Origin of the sequence: Burkholderia sp. BCC1640 (genome assembly GCF_902833125.1) — a bacterium.
Taxonomy (GTDB): domain Bacteria; phylum Pseudomonadota; class Gammaproteobacteria; order Burkholderiales; family Burkholderiaceae; genus Burkholderia; species Burkholderia diffusa.
Window position 1 is genome coordinate 157753 of the sequence record NZ_CADFEF010000001.1, and the last position, 23083, is coordinate 180835.

At 65.3% G+C, this 23083-nt stretch carries 18 protein-coding genes and 1 tRNA gene; 5 read left to right on the plus strand and 14 right to left on the minus strand.

The features are described 5' to 3' along the window. Window positions 1–127 precede the first annotated feature (127 nt). A complete protein-coding gene (locus tag HWX25_RS00720; RefSeq protein ID WP_175906496.1) occupies window positions 128–1678 on the minus strand; it encodes a phospholipase D family protein in 1551 nt (516 codons plus the stop codon). On the opposite strand from HWX25_RS00720, the gene HWX25_RS00725 reads away from it, so the two are divergent. Further along, a complete protein-coding gene (locus HWX25_RS00725; RefSeq protein WP_156441335.1) occupies window positions 1671–1817 on the plus strand; it encodes a hypothetical protein in 147 nt (48 codons plus the stop codon). The two genes, HWX25_RS00720 and HWX25_RS00725, sit on opposite strands and share 8 nt — an antisense overlap. A gap of 174 nt (window positions 1818–1991) precedes the next feature. Here HWX25_RS00725 and HWX25_RS00730 read toward each other — a convergent pair. The 6 genes from HWX25_RS00730 to HWX25_RS00755 all read right to left on the minus strand — a co-directional run bounded on the left by HWX25_RS00730 (window position 1992) and on the right by HWX25_RS00755 (window position 8845). Continuing rightward, window positions 1992–2070, minus strand: a tRNA-Ile gene (locus tag HWX25_RS00730). A 138-nt stretch (window positions 2071–2208) separates the two neighbouring features. Then, window positions 2209–4626, minus strand: coding sequence for an RNA polymerase sigma factor RpoD (gene rpoD / locus HWX25_RS00735; protein ID WP_082721897.1), 2418 nt, complete (start codon window positions 4624–4626; stop codon window positions 2209–2211). An 88-nt stretch (window positions 4627–4714) separates the two neighbouring features. After that, window positions 4715–6592 (minus strand): DNA primase, encoded by a 1878-nt coding sequence (dnaG, locus tag HWX25_RS00740; protein WP_175906498.1) that lies wholly within the window; start codon window positions 6590–6592, stop codon window positions 4715–4717. 72 nt (window positions 6593–6664) lie between these two features. Continuing rightward, complete coding sequence (locus HWX25_RS00745; RefSeq protein WP_059524656.1) at window positions 6665–7111, minus strand: GatB/YqeY domain-containing protein; 447 nt, start codon at window positions 7109–7111, stop codon at window positions 6665–6667. 185 nt (window positions 7112–7296) lie between these two features. Continuing rightward, complete coding sequence (gene rpsU, locus HWX25_RS00750; RefSeq protein ID WP_006479415.1) at window positions 7297–7509, minus strand: 30S ribosomal protein S21; 213 nt, start codon at window positions 7507–7509, stop codon at window positions 7297–7299. Window positions 7510–7615: 106 nt separating this feature from the next. Then, complete coding sequence (locus tag HWX25_RS00755) at window positions 7616–8845, minus strand: NAD(P)/FAD-dependent oxidoreductase (protein WP_279610102.1); 1230 nt, start codon at window positions 8843–8845, stop codon at window positions 7616–7618. A gap of 121 nt (window positions 8846–8966) precedes the next feature. Between HWX25_RS00755 and tsaD the strand changes: the two genes are divergently transcribed. Then, a complete protein-coding gene (gene tsaD / locus HWX25_RS00760) occupies window positions 8967–10007 on the plus strand; it encodes a tRNA (adenosine(37)-N6)-threonylcarbamoyltransferase complex transferase subunit TsaD (protein WP_059503574.1) in 1041 nt (346 codons plus the stop codon). Between the two features lie 108 nt (window positions 10008–10115). Here tsaD and folE2 read toward each other — a convergent pair whose 3' ends face one another. From folE2 to HWX25_RS00780, 4 genes are all read right to left on the minus strand, one after another. Beyond that, window positions 10116–10925: a GTP cyclohydrolase FolE2 gene (folE2, locus tag HWX25_RS00765; RefSeq protein ID WP_059819618.1), complete on the minus strand. Its 810-nt coding sequence runs from the start codon at window positions 10923–10925 to the stop codon at window positions 10116–10118. 154 nt (window positions 10926–11079) lie between these two features. Next, window positions 11080–12984 (minus strand): 1-deoxy-D-xylulose-5-phosphate synthase, encoded by a 1905-nt coding sequence (dxs, locus tag HWX25_RS00770; RefSeq protein WP_059531480.1) that lies wholly within the window; start codon window positions 12982–12984, stop codon window positions 11080–11082. 80 nt (window positions 12985–13064) lie between these two features. Then, window positions 13065–13949, minus strand: coding sequence for a polyprenyl synthetase family protein (locus tag HWX25_RS00775; protein ID WP_175906502.1), 885 nt, complete (start codon window positions 13947–13949; stop codon window positions 13065–13067). After that, a complete protein-coding gene (locus HWX25_RS00780; protein WP_175778917.1) occupies window positions 13946–14239 on the minus strand; it encodes an exodeoxyribonuclease VII small subunit in 294 nt (97 codons plus the stop codon). Before HWX25_RS00780 ends, HWX25_RS00775 begins: the two co-directional genes overlap by 4 nt. Window positions 14240–14510: 271 nt before the next feature. On the opposite strand from HWX25_RS00780, the gene HWX25_RS00785 reads away from it, so the two are divergent. Together HWX25_RS00785 and HWX25_RS00790 are read left to right on the plus strand one after the other, a co-directional pair. Then, window positions 14511–15617 (plus strand): aromatic ring-hydroxylating dioxygenase subunit alpha, encoded by a 1107-nt coding sequence (locus HWX25_RS00785; protein WP_059689628.1) that lies wholly within the window; start codon window positions 14511–14513, stop codon window positions 15615–15617. A 115-nt stretch (window positions 15618–15732) separates the two neighbouring features. Further along, window positions 15733–16602, plus strand: a complete 870-nt coding sequence (locus HWX25_RS00790) for a sulfurtransferase (protein ID WP_175906504.1) — start codon at window positions 15733–15735, stop codon at window positions 16600–16602. A 52-nt stretch (window positions 16603–16654) separates the two neighbouring features. On the opposite strand, the gene HWX25_RS00795 is transcribed toward HWX25_RS00790, so the two are convergent. The 3 genes from HWX25_RS00795 to polA form a co-directional block, all read right to left on the minus strand. Further along, window positions 16655–17530, minus strand: coding sequence for a dienelactone hydrolase family protein (locus HWX25_RS00795; RefSeq protein WP_175906506.1), 876 nt, complete (start codon window positions 17528–17530; stop codon window positions 16655–16657). Between the two features lie 397 nt (window positions 17531–17927). Beyond that, on the minus strand, window positions 17928–19262 hold the full coding sequence (locus HWX25_RS00800; RefSeq protein ID WP_059531493.1) for an NAD(P)/FAD-dependent oxidoreductase: 1335 nt from the start codon (window positions 19260–19262) through the stop codon (window positions 17928–17930). 281 nt (window positions 19263–19543) lie between these two features. Further along, complete coding sequence (gene polA / locus HWX25_RS00805; protein ID WP_175906508.1) at window positions 19544–22297, minus strand: DNA polymerase I; 2754 nt, start codon at window positions 22295–22297, stop codon at window positions 19544–19546. Window position 22298: 1 nt separating this feature from the next. Between polA and HWX25_RS00810 the strand changes: the two genes are divergently transcribed. Next, window positions 22299–23057, plus strand: coding sequence for a TIGR00730 family Rossman fold protein (locus HWX25_RS00810; RefSeq protein ID WP_059531499.1), 759 nt, complete (start codon window positions 22299–22301; stop codon window positions 23055–23057). Window positions 23058–23083 lie beyond the last annotated feature (26 nt).

Below are 23083 nucleotides of genomic sequence, written 5' to 3' on the forward strand. Positions count from 1 at the left end.
GCGGTGCGGTTCCGGGCGCGGGTCGTTTTACGCGCCCGGAGCCGTATCTGCGCCGCTGCGCGCGGCGCCTCCAGATTGACGCTGCGCGTCGGCACACACCGCCCGCAGTCGTCGCGGGCCAGCGAAATCACAGCTGCGATTCGATCGGAAACAAGCCGAGAAACCACACTTCCATGCGCCGCGCCGCCGACACTTCCGGTTCGTGATCGAGCTCGGTCACCGTCCCGTCCGCGTCGGTCTGAATCCACTTGAGCCGCCCCTTCCCGGCCGGATCGGTCCGCGATTCGACTCGCCACGCGATTCGATCGAGCCGCGGCTCCAGGTCCGTCGCAACCTCCGACGCAATTGCCGGGCTCTCGCAGTAAACGCCGATCTCGGTATTGAGGTTCAGCGAGCGCGGATCGAGATTCATCGAACCGATGAAGATACTCTTGCGATCGAACACATAAGTCTTCGCATGCAGCGAAGCACGCGACGAGCCGATGATGACCTGCTTCGCGATGCTCTTGTCGCCGGACGGCCGCCGTTCGTAAAGCCGCACGCCGGCTTCCAGCAGCGCACTCCGATAGCGCCGGTAGCCGGCATGCACGGCCGCGACGTCGGTCGATGCGAGCGAGTTGGTCAGGATCGTCACGCGCACGCCGCGTGCCGTGAGCGCGTGCAGCCGTTCGATCATGTCCTTGCCCGGCACGAAATACGGCGACACGATCAGCAGTTCCTGCTCCGGCCGCAACGCAAGTGCGCGCAGTTGCGGCATCAGGTGGCCGTCGCTGTCCTTCGGCGAGCGTGAAATCTTCGCCGGATCGTCGTACAGGACCGTCGCCTGCCCCCAGGACAACTCGGTACCCTGCCCGTGCACGATCTGGTCGAGCCTGTGTCGCGCCTCGAGCACGTACGGATTGTCCTCCATCGCGCGCAAGTAATCGCGCAACCGTTCGCGCTCCCGGTCGAGACCGCCCGGCGCTGCATCGTGCCCGACCAGCGCATCGATCGGATACGCATACGGCGAATTCCAGAACGTATCGAATTCGGTCGAGATGTCGTTCACGACGGGGCCGTGCACGACCACATCGAGATCGCCGAACTCCAGCATCGACGACGCGCCGAAATACTCGTCGCCGATGTTGCGGCCGCCGACGATCGCCGCCTGGTTGTCCGCGATCATCGCCTTGTTGTGCATGCGCCGGTTGACGCGCGAGAACTCGAGCACCGTGCCGATCTTCTTGAAGTGGCGCGTGGCGACCGGGTTGAAGAGCCGGATCTCGATGTTCGGATGCGAACTGATCTCGAGCAGCTTGCGATCGTCCGCGTTCGTCCCGAGATCGTCGAGCAGCGCACGCACGCGAACCCCGCGATCGGCCGCACGGATGATCGCGTCCGCGAGTTCGTGTCCGGTCAGGTCGTCGTGCCAGATGTAGTACTGAAGGTCCAGCGAGCGGTCCGCGCGATCGGCGAGCAGCACGCGCGCATCGAGTGCATCGACGGGATCGCGCAGCAGGTGAAACGCGTCCTGCCCCGGATGGGTGGCGGCCTGCTGGCGGAACGCGATGCCGAGGCGCGTGGTTTCGGTATCGGTGAATGCGTGCGTTGGCGCGCGACCGGCCTGCGGCGGCAGGCTGGCGCACGCGGCAAGCATCAGCAACGACAGAATCGCACTCCACGAACGCAACATGATCATGATGGCCGCCCCCACTGTCGGGCGAAGTCTGTTTGTGTTTGTTCTGGCCGCCGGACGGAACGCGACGCTGGCCTGCGGTTCGCGCGCGCGACGATTCTCGATCGTGCGCGCCGACCGCGCTACAGCATACTTCGATTGATATCGGGACGGCACGCTCCGCGCGTTTCCCCGGTGGCGGCGATGCGACACGCGACGCCGGCGTGAACGTATCCAACACGCTCGACACATTCAGGCAGCGCGCAAAAGAAAAACCCGCGAGGCCTTGCGGCGTCGCGGGTTTCGAGACTTCCCCGGATAACCTGGGAAGCGAATCTGGTGGGCCCCCCGGGAGTCGAACCCGGCACCAACGAATTATGAGTTCGCTGCTCTAACCAAGCATGAGCTAGGGGCCCAGACGAGAAGCAACGTGTGCTACACGCCACGCCGGCAACGAAGCCGGGCCGGCATTGTAACAACAAAGACACCAAAGAGGACAAACGCCACCGGCATCACGCGGATGCCGGCGGCGTTCGCAAGTAAGACGCTGGAAATCAGTTCCCTTCGAGGAACGACTTCAGCTTGTCGGAACGGCTCGGGTGACGCAGCTTGCGCAGCGCCTTCGCCTCGATCTGACGGATCCGCTCGCGGGTAACGTCGAACTGCTTGCCGACTTCCTCGAGCGTGTGATCGGTGCTCATCTCGATACCGAAACGCATCCGCAGCACCTTCGCCTCGCGCGGCGTCAGCGAATCGAGCACGTCCTTCACGACGTCGCGCATGCTTGCATGCAGCGCGGCATCCGCCGGCGCGACCGTGTTGTTGTCCTCGATGAAGTCGCCGAGATGGGAATCGTCGTCGTCGCCGATCGGCGTTTCCATCGAGATCGGCTCCTTCGCGATCTTCATGATCTTGCGGATCTTGTCTTCCGGCATCTCCATCTTCTCGGCGAGCGTTGCCGGATCCGGCTCGAGACCGGTTTCCTGCAGGATCTGCCGCGAGATGCGGTTCATCTTGTTGATCGTTTCGATCATGTGAACCGGAATACGGATCGTGCGCGCCTGGTCCGCGATCGAACGCGTGATGGCCTGGCGGATCCACCACGTCGCGTAGGTCGAGAACTTGTAGCCGCGACGGTATTCGAACTTGTCCACCGCCTTCATCAGGCCGATGTTGCCTTCCTGGATCAGGTCGAGGAACTGCAGGCCGCGGTTCGTGTACTTCTTCGCGATCGAGATCACGAGACGCAGGTTCGCCTCGGTCATTTCACGCTTCGCCTGACGCGCCTTCAGTTCGCCGGCCGCCATCTGGCGGTTGGTTTCCTTCAGGTCCTTCAGCGGCAGCACGACGCGCGCCTGCAGGTCGATCAGACGCTGCTGCTGTTCGCGGATCGCCGGAACGTTACGCGACAGGACCGCGCTGTACGGATGGCCTTCGGCCGTGATCTTCTCGGCCCAGTCGAGATCCGTCTCGCTGCCCGGGAAGCGCGCGATGAATTCCGAACGCGGCATGCCGCACTTGTCGACGACGATGTGCAGGATCTGACGCTCGACCTGACGCACTTCGTCCACTTGCGCACGCAGCGTGTCGCACAGACGCTCGACGGTACGCGCGGTGAAGCGGATCGTCATCAGCTCGGTCTGGATCGTTTCCTGCGCCTTCAGGTAGGACTTCGACTTGTAGCCTTCCTTCTCGAACGCGCGGCGCATCTTGTCGAACCACTCGCTGATCTGCGAGAACTTGTCGAGCGATGCACGCTTGAGGGCTTCGAGTTGAGCGGCGTTGGCCGACGCCTGAGCGGCACCGTCATCCTCCTCCTCTTCCTCTTCTTCCTCTTCCTCTTCGGCTTCCTCGTCCTCGTTCTCGATGGCTTCGGCTTCCTTCGCGGAGAAACCGTCCGTATCGGCGGAGTCCGAAGCATTCGGATCGAGCAGGCCGTCGACGAGTTCGTCGACGCGGATCTCTTCGTTCGCGACGCGCTCGGCCATCGCGAGGATGTCGGCGATCGTCGTCGGGCACGCGGAAATCGCCATCACCATGTGGCGCAGGCCGTCCTCGATCCGCTTCGCGATCTCGATTTCGCCTTCGCGCGTGAGCAGCTCGACCGTGCCCATCTCGCGCATGTACATCCGGACCGGATCGGTCGTGCGACCGAATTCCGAATCGACGGTCGACAGCGCGACTTCCGCTTCTTCCTCGACTTCGTCGTCCGACGATGCGGCCGGCGCGTTGTCGTTCAGGAGCAGCGTTTCCGCGTCCGGAGCCTGCTCGTAAACCGCCACGCCCATGTCGTTGAACGTGCCGATGATGCCTTCGAGGGCTTCAGTTTCGGTGAAGTTGTCCGGCAGGTGGTCGTTGATTTCGGCATACGTGAGGAAGCCGCGCTCCTTGCCGAGCTTGATCAGCGCGCGCAGCTTCACGCGGCGCTCTTCGAGCTCCTCGGCCGTGCCGGGCGTGCTCGTCGCGAACGCTTCCTTCAGCAGCGCCTTTTCCTTGGCGCGACGATCGCGCACCTTGGATTTGCCCGGGGCAGCCGCGGCTGCGGGCTGCTCGTCGCTCTGATTTGCGTCGTCATCGACGGATACTTCGTTCAGCTTTTTGGTCATGGAGTTCGCCGTACCGGCTATATCGACTCGCGGCTGCTGGACGACAGCCGGTTGAACCGTGGGTGCATGAGTAGTACGTACTGCCGTTTCGTCCGCGGCGGCAGTCGTGTCCCTTGCGCTTTTCGCACTTGCCCGCTTCGCCGCCGGCTTGGCCGGCCCGGAGTCGGGTCTGGCGGCAGCCCGTGTTCTGGCTGCCGGCGCCGGCGCAGCCTGAGCAGTGCCGGCCGCGGTTTTCTTTCCTGCAGGGGCTGACGTGGCTGAAGACGTTGTCCTGGTGGAAGAAGCAGACTTGGCCGCTGTGACCTTCGTGGTCGGCTCCGTCGAGCCCTTGCCTGTTGCTTTCTTTCCGCCTGTCGTCTTTGCCATCGCGATTCTCGCCTCTGCTTGGAAAACAAACCGCTGGAAACCTTATATTATAGCACGCTGGGGCGCCCTCTCTTGGCGCCCCGGCCGCCTACAGCCCGAGCCGACGCTTCATGTCGGTTCGCTGCTGGTTCAATTCCGTCAATTCCGCCAGTTCCTCGGGTGTGAAGGTGGACTGCCGCGCAAGCCGGTCGAGCCGGTCGCAGCAGGCGTCATAGCGCATCTTGAGCACCGCGGCCTGCAGCTCCTCCCCCGCGATCCGTTCCTGTTCACGCTGCCGCTCAGGCACCGTCTCGTCTTCCGGATTCTGTAACAGCAAATCGCGGACGTTTTCATCATAGTCCAGAATTTCGCGGAAGATTTCCTCGTAAGTCGCGCCATTCGAGGACGTCCGCAGGACATCCGACAGCAGCCGGAACTCCGCGCCGTCGCCCAGCGCACGCGCATGCTCGACGACTTCGGCGAACAGCTCGCCGATCCGCGGCAGCGCGCGCAGGGTCGCAAGCTGTTCGTCGTCGAGCTGCGACGCGATCCGCGGATGCATCACGAGCGTACGCAACGCGCGCTTTTCACTGTCGGTCACACGCCGCCGTTCGCTGCGCGGGGGCGCCTGGCGCGCCGGCGTCGCGATACGCGCATCGACGTCCGACAGCCCCGCGACTTCCTCGAACGGGATATCGAGCCGGTCGGCGAACATGTGCATGATCTGCGCGCGCAACGCGTTCGCCGGCAGCGCCTGCAGCAGCGGCTTCGCGTCGAACAGCGCCTTCGCGCGACCTTCCGGCTGGTCGAGCGCCTTGCCGGCAATTGCTTCGTTCAACAGAAATTGTGACAGCGGCATTGCGCGCTCGACCTGCTCGGAAAACGCTTCCGCGCCGAATTCGCGTACGTAGCTGTCCGGATCGTGCTCGGACGGCAGGAAAAGGAATCGGATCGTCCGGTTGTCCGCCGCATGCGGCAGGCACGCCTCGAGCGCGCGGCGCGCCGCACGCCGGCCGGCCGAGTCACCGTCGAAGCTGAAAATGACCGTGTCGGTCTGACGCAGCAACTTCTGCACGTGAATCGGCGTGCATGCCGTGCCGAGCGTCGCGACCGCGTTCGGAAAGCCGAGCTGCGCGAGCGCGACGACGTCCATGTAGCCTTCGACAACCAGCACGTACTTGCGCTCGCGGATCGCGAGACGCGCCTCGAACAGCCCGTACAGCTCACTGCCCTTGTTGAACAGCGGCGTTTCGGGCGAATTCAGATACTTCGGCTCGCCGCTGCCGAGCACGCGGCCGCCGAACCCGATCACCTGCCCCTTCACGTTGCGGATCGGGAACATGATTCGCTCGCGGAACCGGTCGTAGCGGCGCGCGACGCCCTGTGCATCGGTTTTCTCGCTGACGATCACGAGGCCCGATTCGACGAGCGAGTCGTCGCGGTAGTCCGGGAACGCTGTTTCGAGGTTTTGCCAGCCGTCCGGCGCATAACCGAGCCCGAAGCGCGCGGCGATCTCGCCGGTCAGGCCCCGGTTCTTCAGATACTGGATCGCGACCGTCGCGCCGCGCAACTGCTTGCGGTAGTAGTCGCACGCGGCGGACATCACGTCGGACAGTGCAGTGGCGACCGATTTCGACACGGGCGCCGGATAGTCGCCGCCACCCGCACCGCCCCCGCCACCCCCGCGCATCGACGGTTCGTGCGGCACGGTCAGCCCGACCGATTGCGCGAGCTCCTGCACGGCTTCCGGGAACGTGAGCCCCGCGTGCTCCATCAGGAAGCCGATCGCCGTGCCGTGCGCGCCGCAGCCGAAGCAGTGATAGAACTGCTTGGTCGGGCTGACGGTAAACGACGGGCTCTTCTCGTTGTGGAACGGGCACAACCCCATGAAGTTGGCGCCGCCCTTCTTGAGCTGCACGTACCGGCCCACCACGTCGACGATATCGACGCGGTTCAGCAAATCCTGCAGGAACGAATGCGGAATCACCGTGGGATCGAGCGAAAAAAAGACAATACGACGCCCCGGCGCACGCGAATGCGGCGCGCCGGGAAGCGGGTTTTACTTCGACAGCGCGGCCTTGACCTGCGCGGAAACGGCCGTCATGTCGGCGCGGCCGGCGAGCTTGCCCTTCAGCACGCCCATCACCTTGCCCATGTCCTGCGGGCCAGCCGCGCCCGTTGCCGCGACCGCGGCCTGGACTTCGGCAGCCACTTCAGCGTCCGACAGCTGCGCGGGCATGTATGCGCCCAGCACGGTCAGTTCGGCCTGTTCCTTCGCGACGAGATCGTCGCGGCCGGCGGCTTCGAACTGGCTGATCGAGTCCTTGCGCTGCTTGATCATCTTGTCGATCACCGCGGTGATGCCCGCGTCGTCGAGGGTGACCCGATCGTCGACCTCGCGCTGCTTGATCGCGGCCATCAGCAGGCGAATCGTCGCCAGACGCTCGCTTTCCTTCGCGCGCATCGCGGCCTTCATGTCTTCGCTGATCTGCTCTTTCAAACTCATCTTGCACCCGGGATGGAAACGTGACTTCGACGCCCGCGAACGGGCGTCAACACAAAAACCCGCTTGGGACTAAGTCTCAAGCGGGTTGCTCGAATCCGGCATCGGCGACTCGCGGCCCCGGATCGAGGCCGATCGCGCGGAGGTCGCCGGTGCGCCGCTCAGTGAATCGTGCGGCGCTCAATCGTTCAGTACAGCTTCTTCGGCAGCGTCTGGCTGCGGATCCGCTTGTAATGACGCTTCACCGCGGCAGCCTTCTTGCGCTTGCGCTCGGCGGTCGGCTTCTCGTAGAACTCCCGCGCACGAAGCTCGGTCAGCAGACCGTTCTTCTCGATCGTGCGCTTGAAGCGGCGCATGGCGACTTCGAACGGCTCGTTTTCTTTAACGCGAATGATCGTCATGATCCGACACGAATAAAGGTTTGCAGGGAAGATTTACGAGTATAGCAGAGCGCCAGGCAAAGACATAAGGGCCGGGTCCCGTCAATGGCGGGCCCGCGCAGCCGTGTCAGGCGCCCCGCGCAAACTCCGCCGCCGCCTGCCCGGCCGCCGTGCCGGATGCCCACGCCCACTGGAAGTTGTAGCCGCCGAGCCAGCCCGTCACGTCCACCGCCTCGCCGACGAAGAACAGCCCCGGCACCCGCGCGCTCATCATCGTCGCCGACGACAGTTCGCGCGTATCGACGCCACCCTTCGTCACTTCGGCCTTCTTGTAGCCCTCGGTGCCGTTAGGCGTCAGCGTCCAGCCGGACAGCGCGTCGCCGATCTGTCGCAGCGTCTTGTCGGGCAGGTCCGCGAGCCGCGCATCGGCCGCGACACGGTGCGTGTCGAGCCAGACGTGAGCGAGGCGCGACGGCACCCAGTCCGCGAGCAGCGAGCCGATCTGGCGCTTCGACGTGCGTTTCGCGTCGAGCAGGTCGGCCACCGCGTCGCGCTGCGGCAGCAGGTCGATGCGGATCGGATCGCCGGACTGCCAGTAGCTGGAAATCTGCAGGATGCCGGGGCCCGACAGGCCCCGATGGGTCAGCAGCAGGTCCTCGACGAATTCGCCGCCGCGCTTCTTGTCGCCGGTCGACACGCGCACTTCGAGCGACACGCCGGACAGCGCCGCAAACGGCTCCCAGTCCTGCTGCGCGAAGGTGAGCGGCACGAGCGCGGGCCGCGTATCGACGAGCTTGTGGCCGAACTGCTTCGCGAGCCGGTAGCCGAAGTCGGTCGCACCGATCTTCGGGATCGACAGGCCGCCAGTGGCAACGATCAGCGCGCGTGCGCGGATCGGCCCCGCCTGCTGCGTGTCGAGCGTGAAGCCATCGGCCGACGCGTGGCGCACCGCGTCGACGACCACCGGCCGGCGCCAGGCAATGCCGCCCGCGTCGCATTCGTGCTTCAGCATGTCGATGACCGCGTCGCTGCCGTGATCGCAAAAGAGCTGCCCCTTGTGCTTTTCGTGCCAGGTGACGTGATGACGCTTGAGCAGTCCGAGAAAGTCGCGCGGCGTGTAGCGCGCAAGCGCCGAGCGCGCGAAATGCGGATTCGACGACAGGTAGTTGTCGGGGCCCGCGTAGAGATTCGTGAAGTTGCAGCGGCCGCCGCCCGAGATGCGGATTTTCTCGGCAAGCCGCGGCGCGTGGTCGATCAGCACCACGCGGCGGCCGAGCTGCCCGGCGACCGCGGCGCTCATCATCCCGGCGGCGCCCGCGCCGATCACGGCGATGTCATATGTTTCCATGGCGCGGATTGTACCTGCCCGGCCGCGCACCCGGGCCGCGCCCCAGCGGCGGCAGGCCCTCGCCTGCTATAATTTGCGGTTACGTTTACCTTCCTGCGGCGCGCTCGACGCAGCTCGCCCCGCCTCTACCATGCTCGTTCTCGGCATCGAAAGCTCCTGCGACGAAACCGGCCTCGCGCTCTACGACACGCAGCGCGGCCTGCTCGCGCACGCGCTTCATTCGCAGATCGCGATGCACCGCGAATACGGCGGCGTCGTGCCCGAGCTCGCATCGCGCGACCACATCCGCCGTGCGCTGCCACTGCTCGAGGAAGTCATGGCGCAAAGCGGCACGCGCCGCGAGGACATCGACGCGATCGCATTCACGCAAGGCCCCGGCCTCGCCGGCGCGCTGCTGGTCGGCGCGAGCATCGCGAACGCGCTCGCGCTGGCATGGAACAAGCCGACCGTCGGCATCCATCACCTCGAAGGCCATCTGCTGTCCCCATTGCTCGTCGACGAGCCGCCACCGTTCCCATTCATCGCGCTGCTGGTGTCGGGCGGCCACACGCAGCTGATGCGCGTGACCGATGTCGGCGTGTACGAGACGCTCGGCGAGACGCTCGACGACGCGGCCGGCGAAGCCTTCGACAAAACGGCGAAGCTGATCGGCCTCGGCTACCCGGGCGGCCCGGAAGTGTCGAAGCTCGCGGAAACGGGCACGCCGGGCGCCGTCGTGCTGCCGCGTCCGATGCTCCATTCGGGCGACCTCGACTTCAGCTTCAGCGGCCTGAAGACGGCCGTGCTCACGCAGATGAAGAAGTTCGAGGCGGCAAAACTCGAAGGCGAAGCGCTCGAACGCGCGAAGGCCGATCTCGCGCGCGGCTTCGTCGACGCGGCCGTCGACGTGCTCGTCGCGAAGTCGCTCGCCGCACTCAAGAAGACGAAGCTCAAGCGCCTCGTCGTCGCGGGCGGCGTCGGCGCGAACCGCCAGTTGCGCGCGGCGCTGTCGGCCGCCGCGGCCAAGCGCGGCTTCGACGTGCACTATCCGGATCTCGCGCTCTGCACCGACAACGGCGCGATGATCGCGCTCGCCGGCGCGTTGCGGCTCGGCCGCTGGCCCGAGCAGGCGAACGCCGACTACGCGTTCACGGTGAAACCGCGCTGGGATCTCGCGTCGCTCGCACGCTGATTCGCACGACGCACTGGCACGTTTCGGAATACGCCAGCCAAAACACAAAGGCCGCTCGATCGAGCGGCCTTTTCCGTTGCAGCGGCAAAACGCCGCAGCGGCGCAACGTTACGCGGCGTGCCGCTTGTCGCGCTCGATCAGCGCATACGCGCTGTGATTGTGGATCGACTCGAAGTTCTCGGCTTCGAGCACGTAGGCGACCACGCGCTCGTCCGCATCGAGACGCTGCGCGACGTCGCGCACCAGATCCTCGACGAACTTCGGGTTTTCGTACGCACGCTCCGTGACGAACTTCTCGTCCGGACGCTTCAGCAAGCCCCACAGCTCGCACGACGCCTCTTCTTCCGCGATGCGGATCAGCGCCTCGACCGGCAGGTCGGCCGCGAGCTCGGCGTCGATCGTCACGTGCGAGCGCTGGTTGTGCGCGCCGTACTGCGAAATCTTCTTCGAGCACGGGCACAGGCTCGTCACCGGCACGAGCACCTTCAGGAACAGGCGCGCTTCGCCGTTGCGGCTTTCGCCCGCGAGCGTCACCTCATAGTCGAGCAGGCTCTGCACGCCCGACACCGGCGCCGTCTTGTTCACGAAGTACGGGAACGTGACCTCGATGCGGCCGGCCTCGGCTTCCAGCTTCTCGAGCATCGACGCGAGCATCGCACGGAAGCGCTCGACAGTCAGCGGCGCACGATTCTCCTCGAGCAGCGCGACGAAGCGCGACATGTGCGTGCCCTTCTGATCGGCAGGCAGGCGCACGTCGAGATTCCAGACGCCGACGGTCGGCTGCACGTCGCCGCTCTCGGTGCACACCGTCAGCGGATGCCGGACCGCCTTCACGCCCACGCGCTGAATCGGAATCTGGCGGGTATCCACCGTACTCTGCACGTCGGGCATCACGAAGGCGGGATTCATCTGGTTCATCTTGTTCAATCCTTGTAAGCCGCGCGTCCGACGACGCGCACGCCGCGTCATGCGGCAGCCGGAAAAGCAACATGGGCCCGCAGGCCCATGTTTTCCGCATCAATGTAGACCGGTTGCGCCAGTCGCACCGACGCCGCCCGCAGGCGGCGCCAGCTTATGCGACGCGCTTCGCCTGACCGGCGACATCGGCCGCCGGGCTCAGGAAGCGTTCGCGAATCGACTTCGCGATGCCCGCGCCGTCGAGGCCGCATTGCGACAGCAGCTTCGCCGGATCGCCGTGATCGATGAACTGGTCAGGGAGGCCCAATTGTATTACGGGTCGGATAACCCCACTGTCCATCAGGGCTTCGACGCAGGCCGAGCCCGCACCGCCCATCACGCAGCCTTCCTCGACCGTGACGAGGTAGTCGTGCGTCTCGGCGAGTTCACGCACGAGCGCCGCATCGACCGGCTTCACGAAGCGCATGTTCGCGACGGTTGCATCGAGCTCCTCGCCCGCCACGAGCGACGGTGCGACCATCGTGCCGAACGCGAGAATCGCAACGCGCTTGCCTTCCGGCTGCGACGTGCGGCGACGCACTTCGCCCTTGCCGAGCGGGATTTCGGTGAATTCCTTCACCGTCGCCACGCCCGTGCCCGCGCCGCGCGGATAACGCACCGCGGTCGGGTTCGGTTGCTGAAGCGCCGTGTGCAGCATCTGGCGGCACTCGTTCTCGTCGGACGCTGCCATGATCGTCATGTTCGGAATGCAGCGCATGAATGCGAGATCGTACGCGCCCGCGTGCGTCGCACCGTCCGCGCCGACGAGGCCCGCGCGGTCGATCGCGAACACGACCGGCAGGTTCTGCAGCGCGACGTCGTGGATCAGCTGGTCGTACGCACGCTGCAGGAACGTCGAGTAGATCGCGACGACGGGCTTCAGCCCTTCGGTCGCGAGGCCGCCCGCGAACGTCACCGCGTGCTGCTCGGCGATACCGACGTCGTAATAGCGATCCTTGAAACGCTTCTCGAACTCGACCATGCCCGAGCCTTCGCGCATCGCGGGCGTGATGCCGACGACGCGCGAATCGCGCTCGGCTTCATCGCACAGCCATTCGCCGAACACCTGCGTGTACGTCTTCTTCGCGGGCGTGGTCGACGGCTTGATGCCTTCTGCCGGGTTGAACTTGCCGGGGCCGTGGTAGAGCACGGGATCGGCTTCGGCGAGCTTGTAGCCCTGGCCTTTCTTCGTCACCACGTGCAGGAATTGCGGGCCGCGCAGTTCGCGGATGTTCTGCAGCGTCGGGATCAGCGAATCGAGATCGTGACCATCGATCGGGCCGATGTAGTTGAAGCCGAACTCTTCGAACAGCGTGGCCGGCACGACCATGCCCTTCGCGTGCTCCTCGAGCTTGCGCGCGAGTTCGAGCACCGGCGGCGCGACGCTCAGCACGCGCTCGACGCCCGCGCGCGCGGCCGCGTAAAAGCGGCCCGACATCAGGCGGGCGAGATGGCGGTTCAGCGCGCCGACCGGCGGCGAAATCGACATGTCGTTGTCGTTGAGGATCACGAGCAGCTTCGCATCCTCCGACACGCCCGCGTTGTTCATCGCCTCGAACGCCATGCCGGCCGTCATCGCGCCGTCGCCGATCACCGCGATCGAGAAGCGGTCGTCGCCGTTCAGCTGGCTGCCGATCGCCATCCCGAGCGCCGCCGAGATCGACGTGCTCGAGTGCGCGGTGCCGAACGTGTCGTATTCGGACTCGCTGCGGCGCGGGAAACCCGAGATGCCGTCGTACTGGCGCAGCGAATGCATCTGGTCGCGGCGGCCCGTCAGGATCTTGTGCGGGTAGGTCTGATGACCCACGTCCCAGACGATCCGGTCGTTCGGCGTGTTGAACACGTAGTGCAACGCGATCGTCAGCTCGACCGTCCCGAGGTTGGACGACAGATGGCCGCCCGTCTTCGACACGCTGTCGAGCACGAACGCGCGCAGTTCATCCGCGAGCGGTTGGAGTTGGCGACGATCGAGGCGGCGCAGATCCGCCGGGTCGTCGATGGTTTTCAGCAAGTCGTACATCGTCGTTCCATTGTAGGAAATCAAACGCGCCCGCATTCTATTGCACGCACCGTAGCGTGTGCGCAGCGGCGGGCTTCGCGTCAGCTGACCCGGTTCACCACCAGGTCGGCAAGTTCGGCGAGACGCTGTGCGCGTGCGCCGAACGGTTTCAGCGCATCGTGCGCTTCGGCGCGCAGCTGGGCCGCGAGCTCACGCGACGCGTCGAGGCCGAGGATCGATACGTACGTCGGCTTGTCGTTCGCCGCATCCTTGCCGGCGGTCTTGCCGAGCGTCGCCGAATCGGTCGTGACGTCGAGAATGTCGTCGACAACCTGGAAGGCCAGGCCCACGGCACCCGCGTAAATGTCGAGCGCGTCCATCGCTTCCGCCGACGGCGTGTCGCCGGCCAGCGCGCCCATCCGCACGGCGGCACGCAGCAGCGCGCCCGTCTTCATCCGGTGCATCGTCTCGAGCTGTTCGCGCGTCAGCTTGAGGCCGACGCTCGCCAGGTCGATCGCTTGCCCGCCGGCCATGCCGATCGAGCCGCTCGCCAGCGCCAGCTCGCGCACGAGCGCAGCCTGCTGCACCGGAGTCAGTGCCGCGGCGTCGGTCAGCGCGACGAACGCCTGCGACTGCAGCGCATCGCCGACCAGCAGGGCCGTCGGCTCGTCGTACTGCACGTGCACGGTCGGCTTGCCGCGTCGCAGCGCGTCGTCGTCCATGCACGGCATGTCGTCGTGCACGAGCGAGTAAACGTGGATCATCTCCAGCGCCGCCGCCGCTGCGTTGCGCGCCGCTTCGGTCGCGCCGGTCAGTTCGCCTGCTGCATGGCACAGCAGCGGGCGAACGCGTTTGCCGCCGCCGAGGACCGCGTAGCGCATCGCCTCGTGAAGTTGCGTGGGCACTACATTATCAGCCGGCAAATAGTGGCCGAGTGCGTCCTCGACGCGGTCGAGCACGGACCGCATCCATTGTTCGAATGTCATAGATCGTCGTCTTCGCCGTCCGTGGCGGCCGTTCCGGACGAAAGCGGCTTCAGCGTCGCGCCGTCGAGCACGCGAACCTGCTGCTCCACTTTCTCGAGCTGCTGTTGGCAAAACGCAACGAGGGTCGCACCGCGGCGATACGCCGCCAGTGAATCCTCGAGGCTCAACGCGCCGCCTTCCATCCGGGCAACCAGCGTCTCGAGTTCCGCGAGCGCCATCTCATAATTGTCCGGCAACGGTTCGGTGCCATTGCCGGGCGGCGTGGCGCCTGAGGATGCGGTTTTCGCCATGGACGAGGGTGTCAAATTTCAAAACAAGTCGGACATTCTACGGCAAAAGAGAATTCTCCGATCTGCCGACGTGGGCAGCCCGGCACATCTTCCGGCCCCATCTTCGACACACGGGGTGCGCACCCGGATTGCCTGCCGACAAAAAATTGACACAAATCAGGCACTTAATCCTAGCCTTGCGAGGCGAACCGGGTATAATTCCGCGTTTCCCTAAATCGATTTTTCGATGGTTGGGTTGTTCACTGCTTTCACGCTAACACCGGGAGTGGGAATGTCCAATCTGAGCGATGCGCTTCAGTTGAAGTCGGCTCACAGCCAGCTTCCAGTCACTGCATATTTCGATGAGGCGCTCCTTGAGCGCGAGATCGAAACCCTCTTCAAGAAAGGACCTCGTTACGTCGGGCACGAATTGATGGTGCCCGAGGCGGGGGATTATTTTGCGCTGCCGTCCGAAAAGGAAGGCCGCGTGCTGGTCCGCAACCCGGCGAACCAGATCGAACTGCTGTCGAACGTGTGCCGTCACCGGCAGGCGATCATGCTGAACGGGCGCGGCCATACGCAGAACATCGTGTGTCCGCTGCACCGCTGGACGTACGATCTGGAAGGCCAGCTGCTCGGCGCGCCGCACTTCCCCGACAAGCCGTGCCTGAACCTCGGCAAGAGCCCGCTGCAGAACTGGCAGGGGTTGCTGTTCGAGGCCGAAGGCCGCAACGTCGCGCGCGATCTCGCGAACCTCGGCACGAAGCATCACTTCGACTTCTCCGAGTATCACTTCGATCACGTCGAAGTACACGAGTGCGACTACAACTGGAAGACGTTCATCGAGGTCTACCTCGAGGATTATCACGTCGTTCCGTTCCACCCGGGCCTCGGCAGCTTCGTGTCGTGCGACGATCTCAAATGGGAGTTCGGCGACTGGTACAGCGTGCAGACGGTCGGCGTGCACAACGCTCTCGCGAAACCGGGCAGCGCGACCTACCAGAAGTGGCACGAGCAGGTGCTCAAGTTCCGCAACGGCGTGCCGCCGGAGTTCGGCGCGATCTGGATGGTCTATTACCCGGGCCTGATGATCGAGTGGTATCCGCACGTGCTCGTCGTGTCGTGGCTGATTCCGCGCGGCCCGCAGAAGACGACCAACATCGTCGAGTTCTATTACCCCGAGGAAATCGCACTGTTCGAGCGCGAGTTCGTCGAGGCCGAGCGCGCCGCCTATATGGAGACGGCCGTCGAGGACGACGAAATCGCGATGCGGATGGACGCAGGCCGTCGCGCACTGATGGCGCGCGGCGAATCGCAGGTCGGCCCGTACCAGAGCCCGATGGAAGACGGCATGCAGCACTTCCACGAGTTCCTGCGCCGCCACCTCGGCGACATCTGACCGCGCGCGGCGCGCCGGCGCCGCATGGCATTCGGCATATGAAAAGACGGGTTTCGGCCCGTCTTTTTTTGTTTAGACTTGGAGTATCAGGCCGTTTGCACTCCAGGGAGCCGTCATGCCACATACCCACTACACCACGCTCATCTCCGCAGCCAATCTCGCCGAGCGGCTGACCGCGGCGCCGGGCAGCGTCGCCGTGTTCGACTGCCGCTTCGACCTCGTCGATCCGGGCGCAGGCGAGGCCGCCTATGCGACCGGCCATATTCCCGGCGCGCACTATCTCCATCTCGACCGCGACCTGTCCGGCCGCAAGACCGGCACCAACGGCCGCCATCCGCTGCCGACCCGCGACGCATTCGCGACGCTGATCGCCAGCCGCGGCGTCAAGCAGGGCCAGCAGGTCATCGCCTATGACGCACAAGGCGGCGCCTATGCGGCGCGGCTATGGTGGCTGCTGCGCTGGCTCGGGCACGATTCCGTCGCGGTGCTCGACGGCGGCCTGCAGGCATGGGAAGCGGCCGGCCAGCCGCTGACCGCCGACGTGCCGCACCCGGCCGCCGGCGACTTCCGCGCGACGACCCCGCTCGAATCGACAGTCGACGCGGCGGCCGTGCTCGCGAACGTGACGTCGGCCAAGCGCGTCGTGATCGATGCGCGTGCACCGGATCGCTATCGCGGTGAAAACGAAACGATCGATCGTGTCGGCGGCCACATTCCCGGCGCACGCAACCGGTTCTTCAAGGACAACCTGGCCGCCGACGGCCGCTTCAAGACCGGTCATGAGCTGCGCGAGACGTTCACCACGCTGCTCGCCGGCACCGAACCGAACAGCGTGATTCTGCAATGCGGGTCCGGCGTGACCGCATGCCACAACGCGCTCGCGCTCGAAATAGCGGGGTTGCATGGCGCATCGCTGTATCCGGGCTCGTGGAGCGAATGGAGCGCCGATCCGTCGCGGCCGATCGCGACCGGCCCGAACCCATAAGCACCTGCGTGGCGCGACGACAAGGCGGCGGCATCTGCCGCCGCTGCTTCGTTTACATCACGCCGTACTTGTGGAACCACTCGATCGCGCGCTTCCAGCCGTCCTCGGCATCGCCCTTCACGTAACTCGGCCGATAATCGGCGAAGAACGCGTGACCCGCATCCGGATACACGACGATCTCCGATTGGCGCGCGAGCTTCGAGTCGCTCGTCTGGATCGCCTTGCGCATGTCCGCGAGCGACGCCTGCGTGATGTTCGTGTCCTTCTCGCCGTACAGCCCGAGCACGGGCACCTTCAGCAACGACGCATGATCGACCGGATTGAACGGCGTCATCTCGTCGGTCGTGCCCTCGACGAACCCGTACCATGCGACGGCCGCCCGCACGTGCGGATTGTGCTCCGCGTACAGCCACGCCTGGCGGCCGCCCCAGCAGAACCCCGTCACGCCGAGACGCGACAGGTCGCCGCCGTTCTTGCCGGCCCATGCGACGGTCGCATCGAGATCCTCGGTGACCTGCCGGTCGGGCACCTTGCTGATGATGTTGTCGAACAGCTCCTTCATCGTCGGATACTTCGATGCATTGCCCTGGCGCGCGAACAGGTCGGGCGCGATCGCCAGATAGCCGAGCTTCGCGAAGCGACGGCAGACGTCGGCGATATGCGCATGCACGCCGAAAATCTCGTGGATCACGATGACGACCGGCAGGTTCGTCTTGTCGACCGGCTGCGCGCGATACGCAGGGATGCTCGCGTCGCCCGAGCGGATCTCGATGGTGTCGACGTCCAGCCCGCTGCCGTCGGTCGTGATGGTCTGCGCCGACACGGGCAGCACGGCCGCCGCGAAGGTGCCGCCCAGCGCGGCCTGCATGAACTTGCGGCGCGAGAACGGAACGTGGGGAACCAGGCTGTCGACTTCGGGTTTCAACATGAATGCACTCCTCGATTGGGCGCCGCCGTCACGGCCAGGGACTCGCCCCGGCACCACGCCGGCGGACGGCGCGGATGTCGCGGCGGTTGGCACCCCGCCGCAAGCGGAAACCCGGACAAGATGCCCAATAATCCGTTGTCGCGTCAACTGTCAGATGTGTAAGACTCGATTACGACGATGCAATGCCGTAGCACCCAACGGTATCGATAACCGCGGCAACCCGGCCCGGCAAGTCCATGCGCGGCACGATGCGGCGAGCGCCGGCGCGCGCGCGAATCTCCGTGGATTGAGTCGAAATGACGCGCAATGAACAGGCCCGGTGCGCGAATCCGCGGTCAACCGCACCTGAAACGACAACGGGCAGGAATCCCTGCCCGTCGGTGCACGAACCGTGCGGTCAGTGCAGCTTGACGCGCGGCAGCGTCGTGCGACGCAGCCAGTGCGCGAACGTATCGAGCACCATGCGCGGATAGCCGTGCAGCGCCGCGATGTGCAGGCGGTACAGCGACATATACATGAAGCGTGCGAACAGCCCTTCGATCAGCATGTTGCCGCCGATCAGTCCGCCCATCAGGTTGCCGACCGCGCTGAAATGGCCGAGCGACACGAGCGAACCGAAATCGCGATACGTGAACTCGGGCAGCTGACGTCCGTCGAGCCGGCAGCCGATCGCCTTCAGCAGAAAGCTCGCCTGCTGGTGCGCGGCCTGCGCGCGCGGCGGCACGTTGCGCTCGTTGCCGGGCCATACGCATGCCGCGCAATCGCCGAGTGCGAAGACGTTGTCGTCGGTGAACGTCTGCAGTGTGCGGCGCACGTCGAGCTGGCCGAGCTTGTTGACCTGCAGGCCGTCAAGATTCGACAGCACGGACGGCGCCTTGATGCCGGCCGCCCAGACCGTGAGATCCGCGCGCACCGACTTGCCGCTCGCCGTATGCACGAAACCCGGCGCGACCTCGGTCACGCGCTCGGCAAGCATCAAGCGCACGCCGAGCTTTTCGAGCAGCTCGGCCGTTGCGGTCGAGACGCGCTCCTGCAGCGCAGGCAGAATCCGCGGCCCCGATTCGATCAGCACGATGCCGACGTCGTGCTGCGGGTCGAGCTTGTGCAGCCCATAGACGGACAGCACCTGCGCAGTGTTGCGCAGCTCGGCGGACAGCTCGACGCCCGTCGCGCCGCCGCCGACGATCACCACCTGGATGCGCGGCTCATCCGCCGCTCCCGGCGCGGGCTGCGCCGGCGCCTGGTGCTCGGCGCGCATGCACGCGGCGATCAGGCGCTTGCGGAAGCGCTCGGCCTCGCCGACCGTATCGAGCGCAATCGCGTTTTCAGCCGCGCCCTGCACGCCGAAGAAATGCGTCGTGCTGCCGATCGCGATCACGAGCGTGTCATATTCCAGGTCGCGCGCAGGCAGCAGTTCCGCGCCGTCGCTGTCGTTGACGGGCGACAGCGTGATGCGCTTCGCCGCGCGATCGAGCGCGGTCAGTTCGCCCTGCTGAAACTCGAAGCCATGCCAGCGCGCCTGCGCCGCGTATTCGAGTTCCTGCGTGAACGGGTCCATGCTGCCGGCCGCGACCTCGTGCAGCAATGGCTTCCAGATGTGGGTCGGATTGCGGTCGACGAGCGTGACGAGCGCACGCGCGGGACGATTGCCGCGCGCGCCGTAACGGTCGCCGAGCCGCGTCGCCAGTTCCAGGCCGCCCGCGCCTCCGCCTACGATGATGATCCGATGCATCCGATTCCCCCTTTGCGATTCGAAACTGCTGCCGCCGGACGATGCAGACGCGATACGTTCGCGCCGCCCGTTGGATTAACCGGTTCGGACATCATCGATGTGCAGTTCGAAACACTTCGACGCGCCGATCCCGGAACGCGGGGCGCGCTGCCCCCCCGCGACAATGACCTGACTGACATGCATTGTCCGGGAGCTTGCGCGTTGACCACAAGCAAACCATCTCGATATTCAGCATCCCTGCAACAATATGCCGCGGGACGCGGGAATCACGCGGGGGTGCGTCAGTGTGCCTCTTCCCAGTTCGCGCCGGCACCCACTTCAGCGACCAGCGGCACCTTCAGCTTCGCCACACCGCACATCATTTCCGGCAGTTTCTCGCGCACGAGCGACAGTTCGTCGTCGGGCACCTCGAGCACCAGTTCGTCGTGCACCTGCATGATCATCCGCGATGCGAGCTGGTCGCGCGTGAGCCAGTCGTCCACCGCGATCATCGACAGCTTGATCAGGTCGGCCGCCGTGCCCTGCATCGGTGCATTGATGGCCGCACGTTCAGCGGCCTGGCGGCGCGGGCCGTTGCCGCCGTTGATCTCCGGCAGCCACAGGCGGCGGCCGAAAACGGTTTCGACGTAGCCCTTCTCCTTCGCCGACGCGCGCGTGTCCTCCATGTACTGCGCGACGCCCGGGTAGCGCGCGAAATAGCGGTCGATATACAACTTCGCCGCATCGCGCGTGATGCCGAGGTTCGACGCGAGGCCGAACGCGCTCATCCCGTAGATCAGCCCGAAGTTGATCACCTTCGCGATCCGGCGCTGATCGGAGTTGACCTCCAGCGGCGTCACGCCGAACACCTCGGCGGCCGTTGCGCGGTGGATGTCCTCGCCCTGCGCGAACGCGCGCAGCAGCGACGCGTCGCCCGAAATGTGCGCCATGATCCGCAGTTCGATCTGCGAATAGTCGGCCGACACGATGCAGTGACCCGGCGACGCGATGAACGCTTCGCGGATCCGCCGGCCCTCGGCCGTGCGCACCGGAATGTTCTGAAGATTGGGATCGTTCGACGCGAGGCGGCCCGTGACCGCGACGGCCTGCGCATAGTTCGTGTGCACGCGGCCCGTTGCGGGATTCACCATGCGCGGCAGCTTGTCGGTGTAGGTCGACTTCAGCTTCGACAGCCCGCGATGCTCGAGCAGCAGCTTCGGCAGCGGGTAATCCTCGGCCAGCTTCTGCAGCACTTCTTCGTCGGTCGACGGGGCGCCGCTCGGCGTCTTCTTCACGACCGGCAACTGCAGCTTCTCGAAGAAGATTTGCCCGATCTGCTTCGGCGAGCCGAGATTGAATTCGCCGCCGGCCAGTTCGTACGCTTGGCCCTCGAGTTCGATGAGCCGCGTCGCGATCTCGCTGCTTTGCGCCTGCAGGCGTGCGTCGTCGATCAGCACGCCGGTGCGCTCCATCTTGCGCAGCACGAGCGACACCGGCATCTCGATCTCGCGATACACGCGCTCGAGGCCCGGTTCGCGCGCAACCTGCGGGTACAGCGCATGATGAAGCTGCAACGTGATGTCTGCATCTTCGGCGGCGTACGCGGCAGCCTGCTCCAGCGCCACTTCGTCGAAGCCGATCTGCTTCGCGCCCTTGCCGGCCACGTCTTCATACTTGATCGTCTTCACGCCCAGATGGCGCAGCGCGAGGCTGTCCATGTCGTGCGTGCGGTGGGATTCGAGCACGTACGATTCGAGCAGCGTGTCGTGCTCGATGCCGTTCAACGCGATGTCGTAGTTCGCGAGCACCTGCGCGTCGTACTTCAGATGCTGGCCCACCTTCTTGCGGTCGGCCGATTCGAGCCATGGCTTCAGGCGCGCGAGCACGTCGTCGATCGGCAACTGCTCGGGCAGGTCGGGGCCGCGGTGCGCGACCGGAAGATACGCGGCCTTGCCCGGCTCAACCGAGAACGACAGGCCGACGAGCCGCGCGGTCATCGGATCGAGCGAGGTGGTCTCGGTATCGAATGCGGTCAGTGCGGCCGCATCGATCTTCGCGAACCATGCGTCGAACTGTTCCCAGGTCTGGATCGTGTCGTATTCGCGGACGATGTCCGCCGCGACCACTTGCGCCGGCTCGCCTTCCGGCGCATCGGCGCCGCCGCCTTCGGCGGGCGCGCTGTCGACTTCGCGCAGCCACGTCTTGAAGCCGTATCGCGCGAAGATGTCGCGCAGCAGGTCGCGTGCTTCGCCGTCGCTCTTCAGCGACGCTTCGATCGATTCGAGATGCGGTGCGAGATCGCAGGCCGTGTCGACGGTCACGAGCTTGCGGCCGAGCGGCAGGAAGTCGAGCGCGCGGCGCAGGTTGTCGCCGACCACGCCCTTGATCTCGCCCGCGTGTTCGATCACGCCGTCGAGGCTGTCGTATTGCGACAGCCATTTCACGGCCGTCTTCGGCCCGCACTTCTCGACGCCGGGCACGTTGTCGACGGTGTCGCCGATCAGCGCGAGGTAGTCGATGATCCGCTCGGGCGGCACGCCGAACTTCTCGATCACGCCGCCGCGATCGAGCGTCTCGTTGGTCATCGTGTTGACGAGCGTGACGTGATCGGTGACGAGCTGCGCGAGGTCCTTGTCGCCGGTCGACACGATCACGTTCATCCCGTGCCGCTCGGCTTCGCGCGCGAGCGTGCCGATCACGTCGTCGGCCTCGACGCCCTCGACCATCAGCAGCGGCCAGCCGAGCGCACGGACCGCGCCGTGAATCGGCTCGACCTGCAGTGCAAGATCGGGCGGCATCGACGGACGGTTTGCCTTATAGTCGGCATAAAGGTCGTCGCGGAACGTCTTGCCCTTTGCATCGAACACGCAAGCGCTATACTCTGCACTGACTTCCTTGCGCATACGGCGCAGCATGTTGATGATTCCGTAGAGCGCTCCGGTCGGCTCCCCGCCAGGGCCACGCAAATCAGGCATCGCATGGTAAGCCCGATACAGATAGCTCGAACCGTCAACCAATAGCAGGGTCTTACCTTCCAGATTTCGTTCTTCAGGCATTATGAACAAGAGAAAAGTGATTCCGAGTCTGCGTTCGCTCGCAGATCAAGAACGCGCGACGGCCAAGAAGGCGCGCGCATCGTGGCAGATGTTCACGATTATGGCAGAGTTTATCGAGGCGACCGAGTACCTGTCGGAGATCCGCCCGGCCGTCAGCATCTACGGTTCTGCCCGTCTCAAACCGGACACGCCGCACTACAAGCTGGCCGTGCAGATCGCGCGCAAGCTGTCCGACGCCGGCTTCGCGGTGATCTCCGGCGGCGGCCCCGGCATCATGGAAGCCGCGAACAAGGGTGCGCACGCCGGCAAGGCGCCGTCGGTCGGCCTGAACATCGAGTTGCCGCACGAGCAGGCGGGCAACCACTATCAGGACATCTCGTTGCGCTTCCGCCACTTCTTCACGCGCAAGGTCACGTTCGTGAAGAACTCCGACGCGGTGATCGTGATGCCGGGCGGCTTCGGCACGCTCGACGAGTTGTCCGAGGTGCTCACGCTGATCCAGACGAAGAAGTCGCGCCTCGTGCCGATCATTCTCGTCGGTAGCACGTTCTGGCAGGGGCTGCTGCAATGGTTCCGCGACCAGCTGATTCCGATGGGCCTCATCAATCCGGAAGACATGAATCTGATGCAGGTGATCGACGATCCCGACCAGGTGCTCGACGCCGTGCTCGCGTTCTACGAGGACAGCGGCGAGGAAGAAGGTGCGGACGGCGAAGACCATCCGCCGCGGCCCGAAGAAGACCGCATGTTCTATCTGTAATTCGATCGGTGCGATGGCCTGCCTCA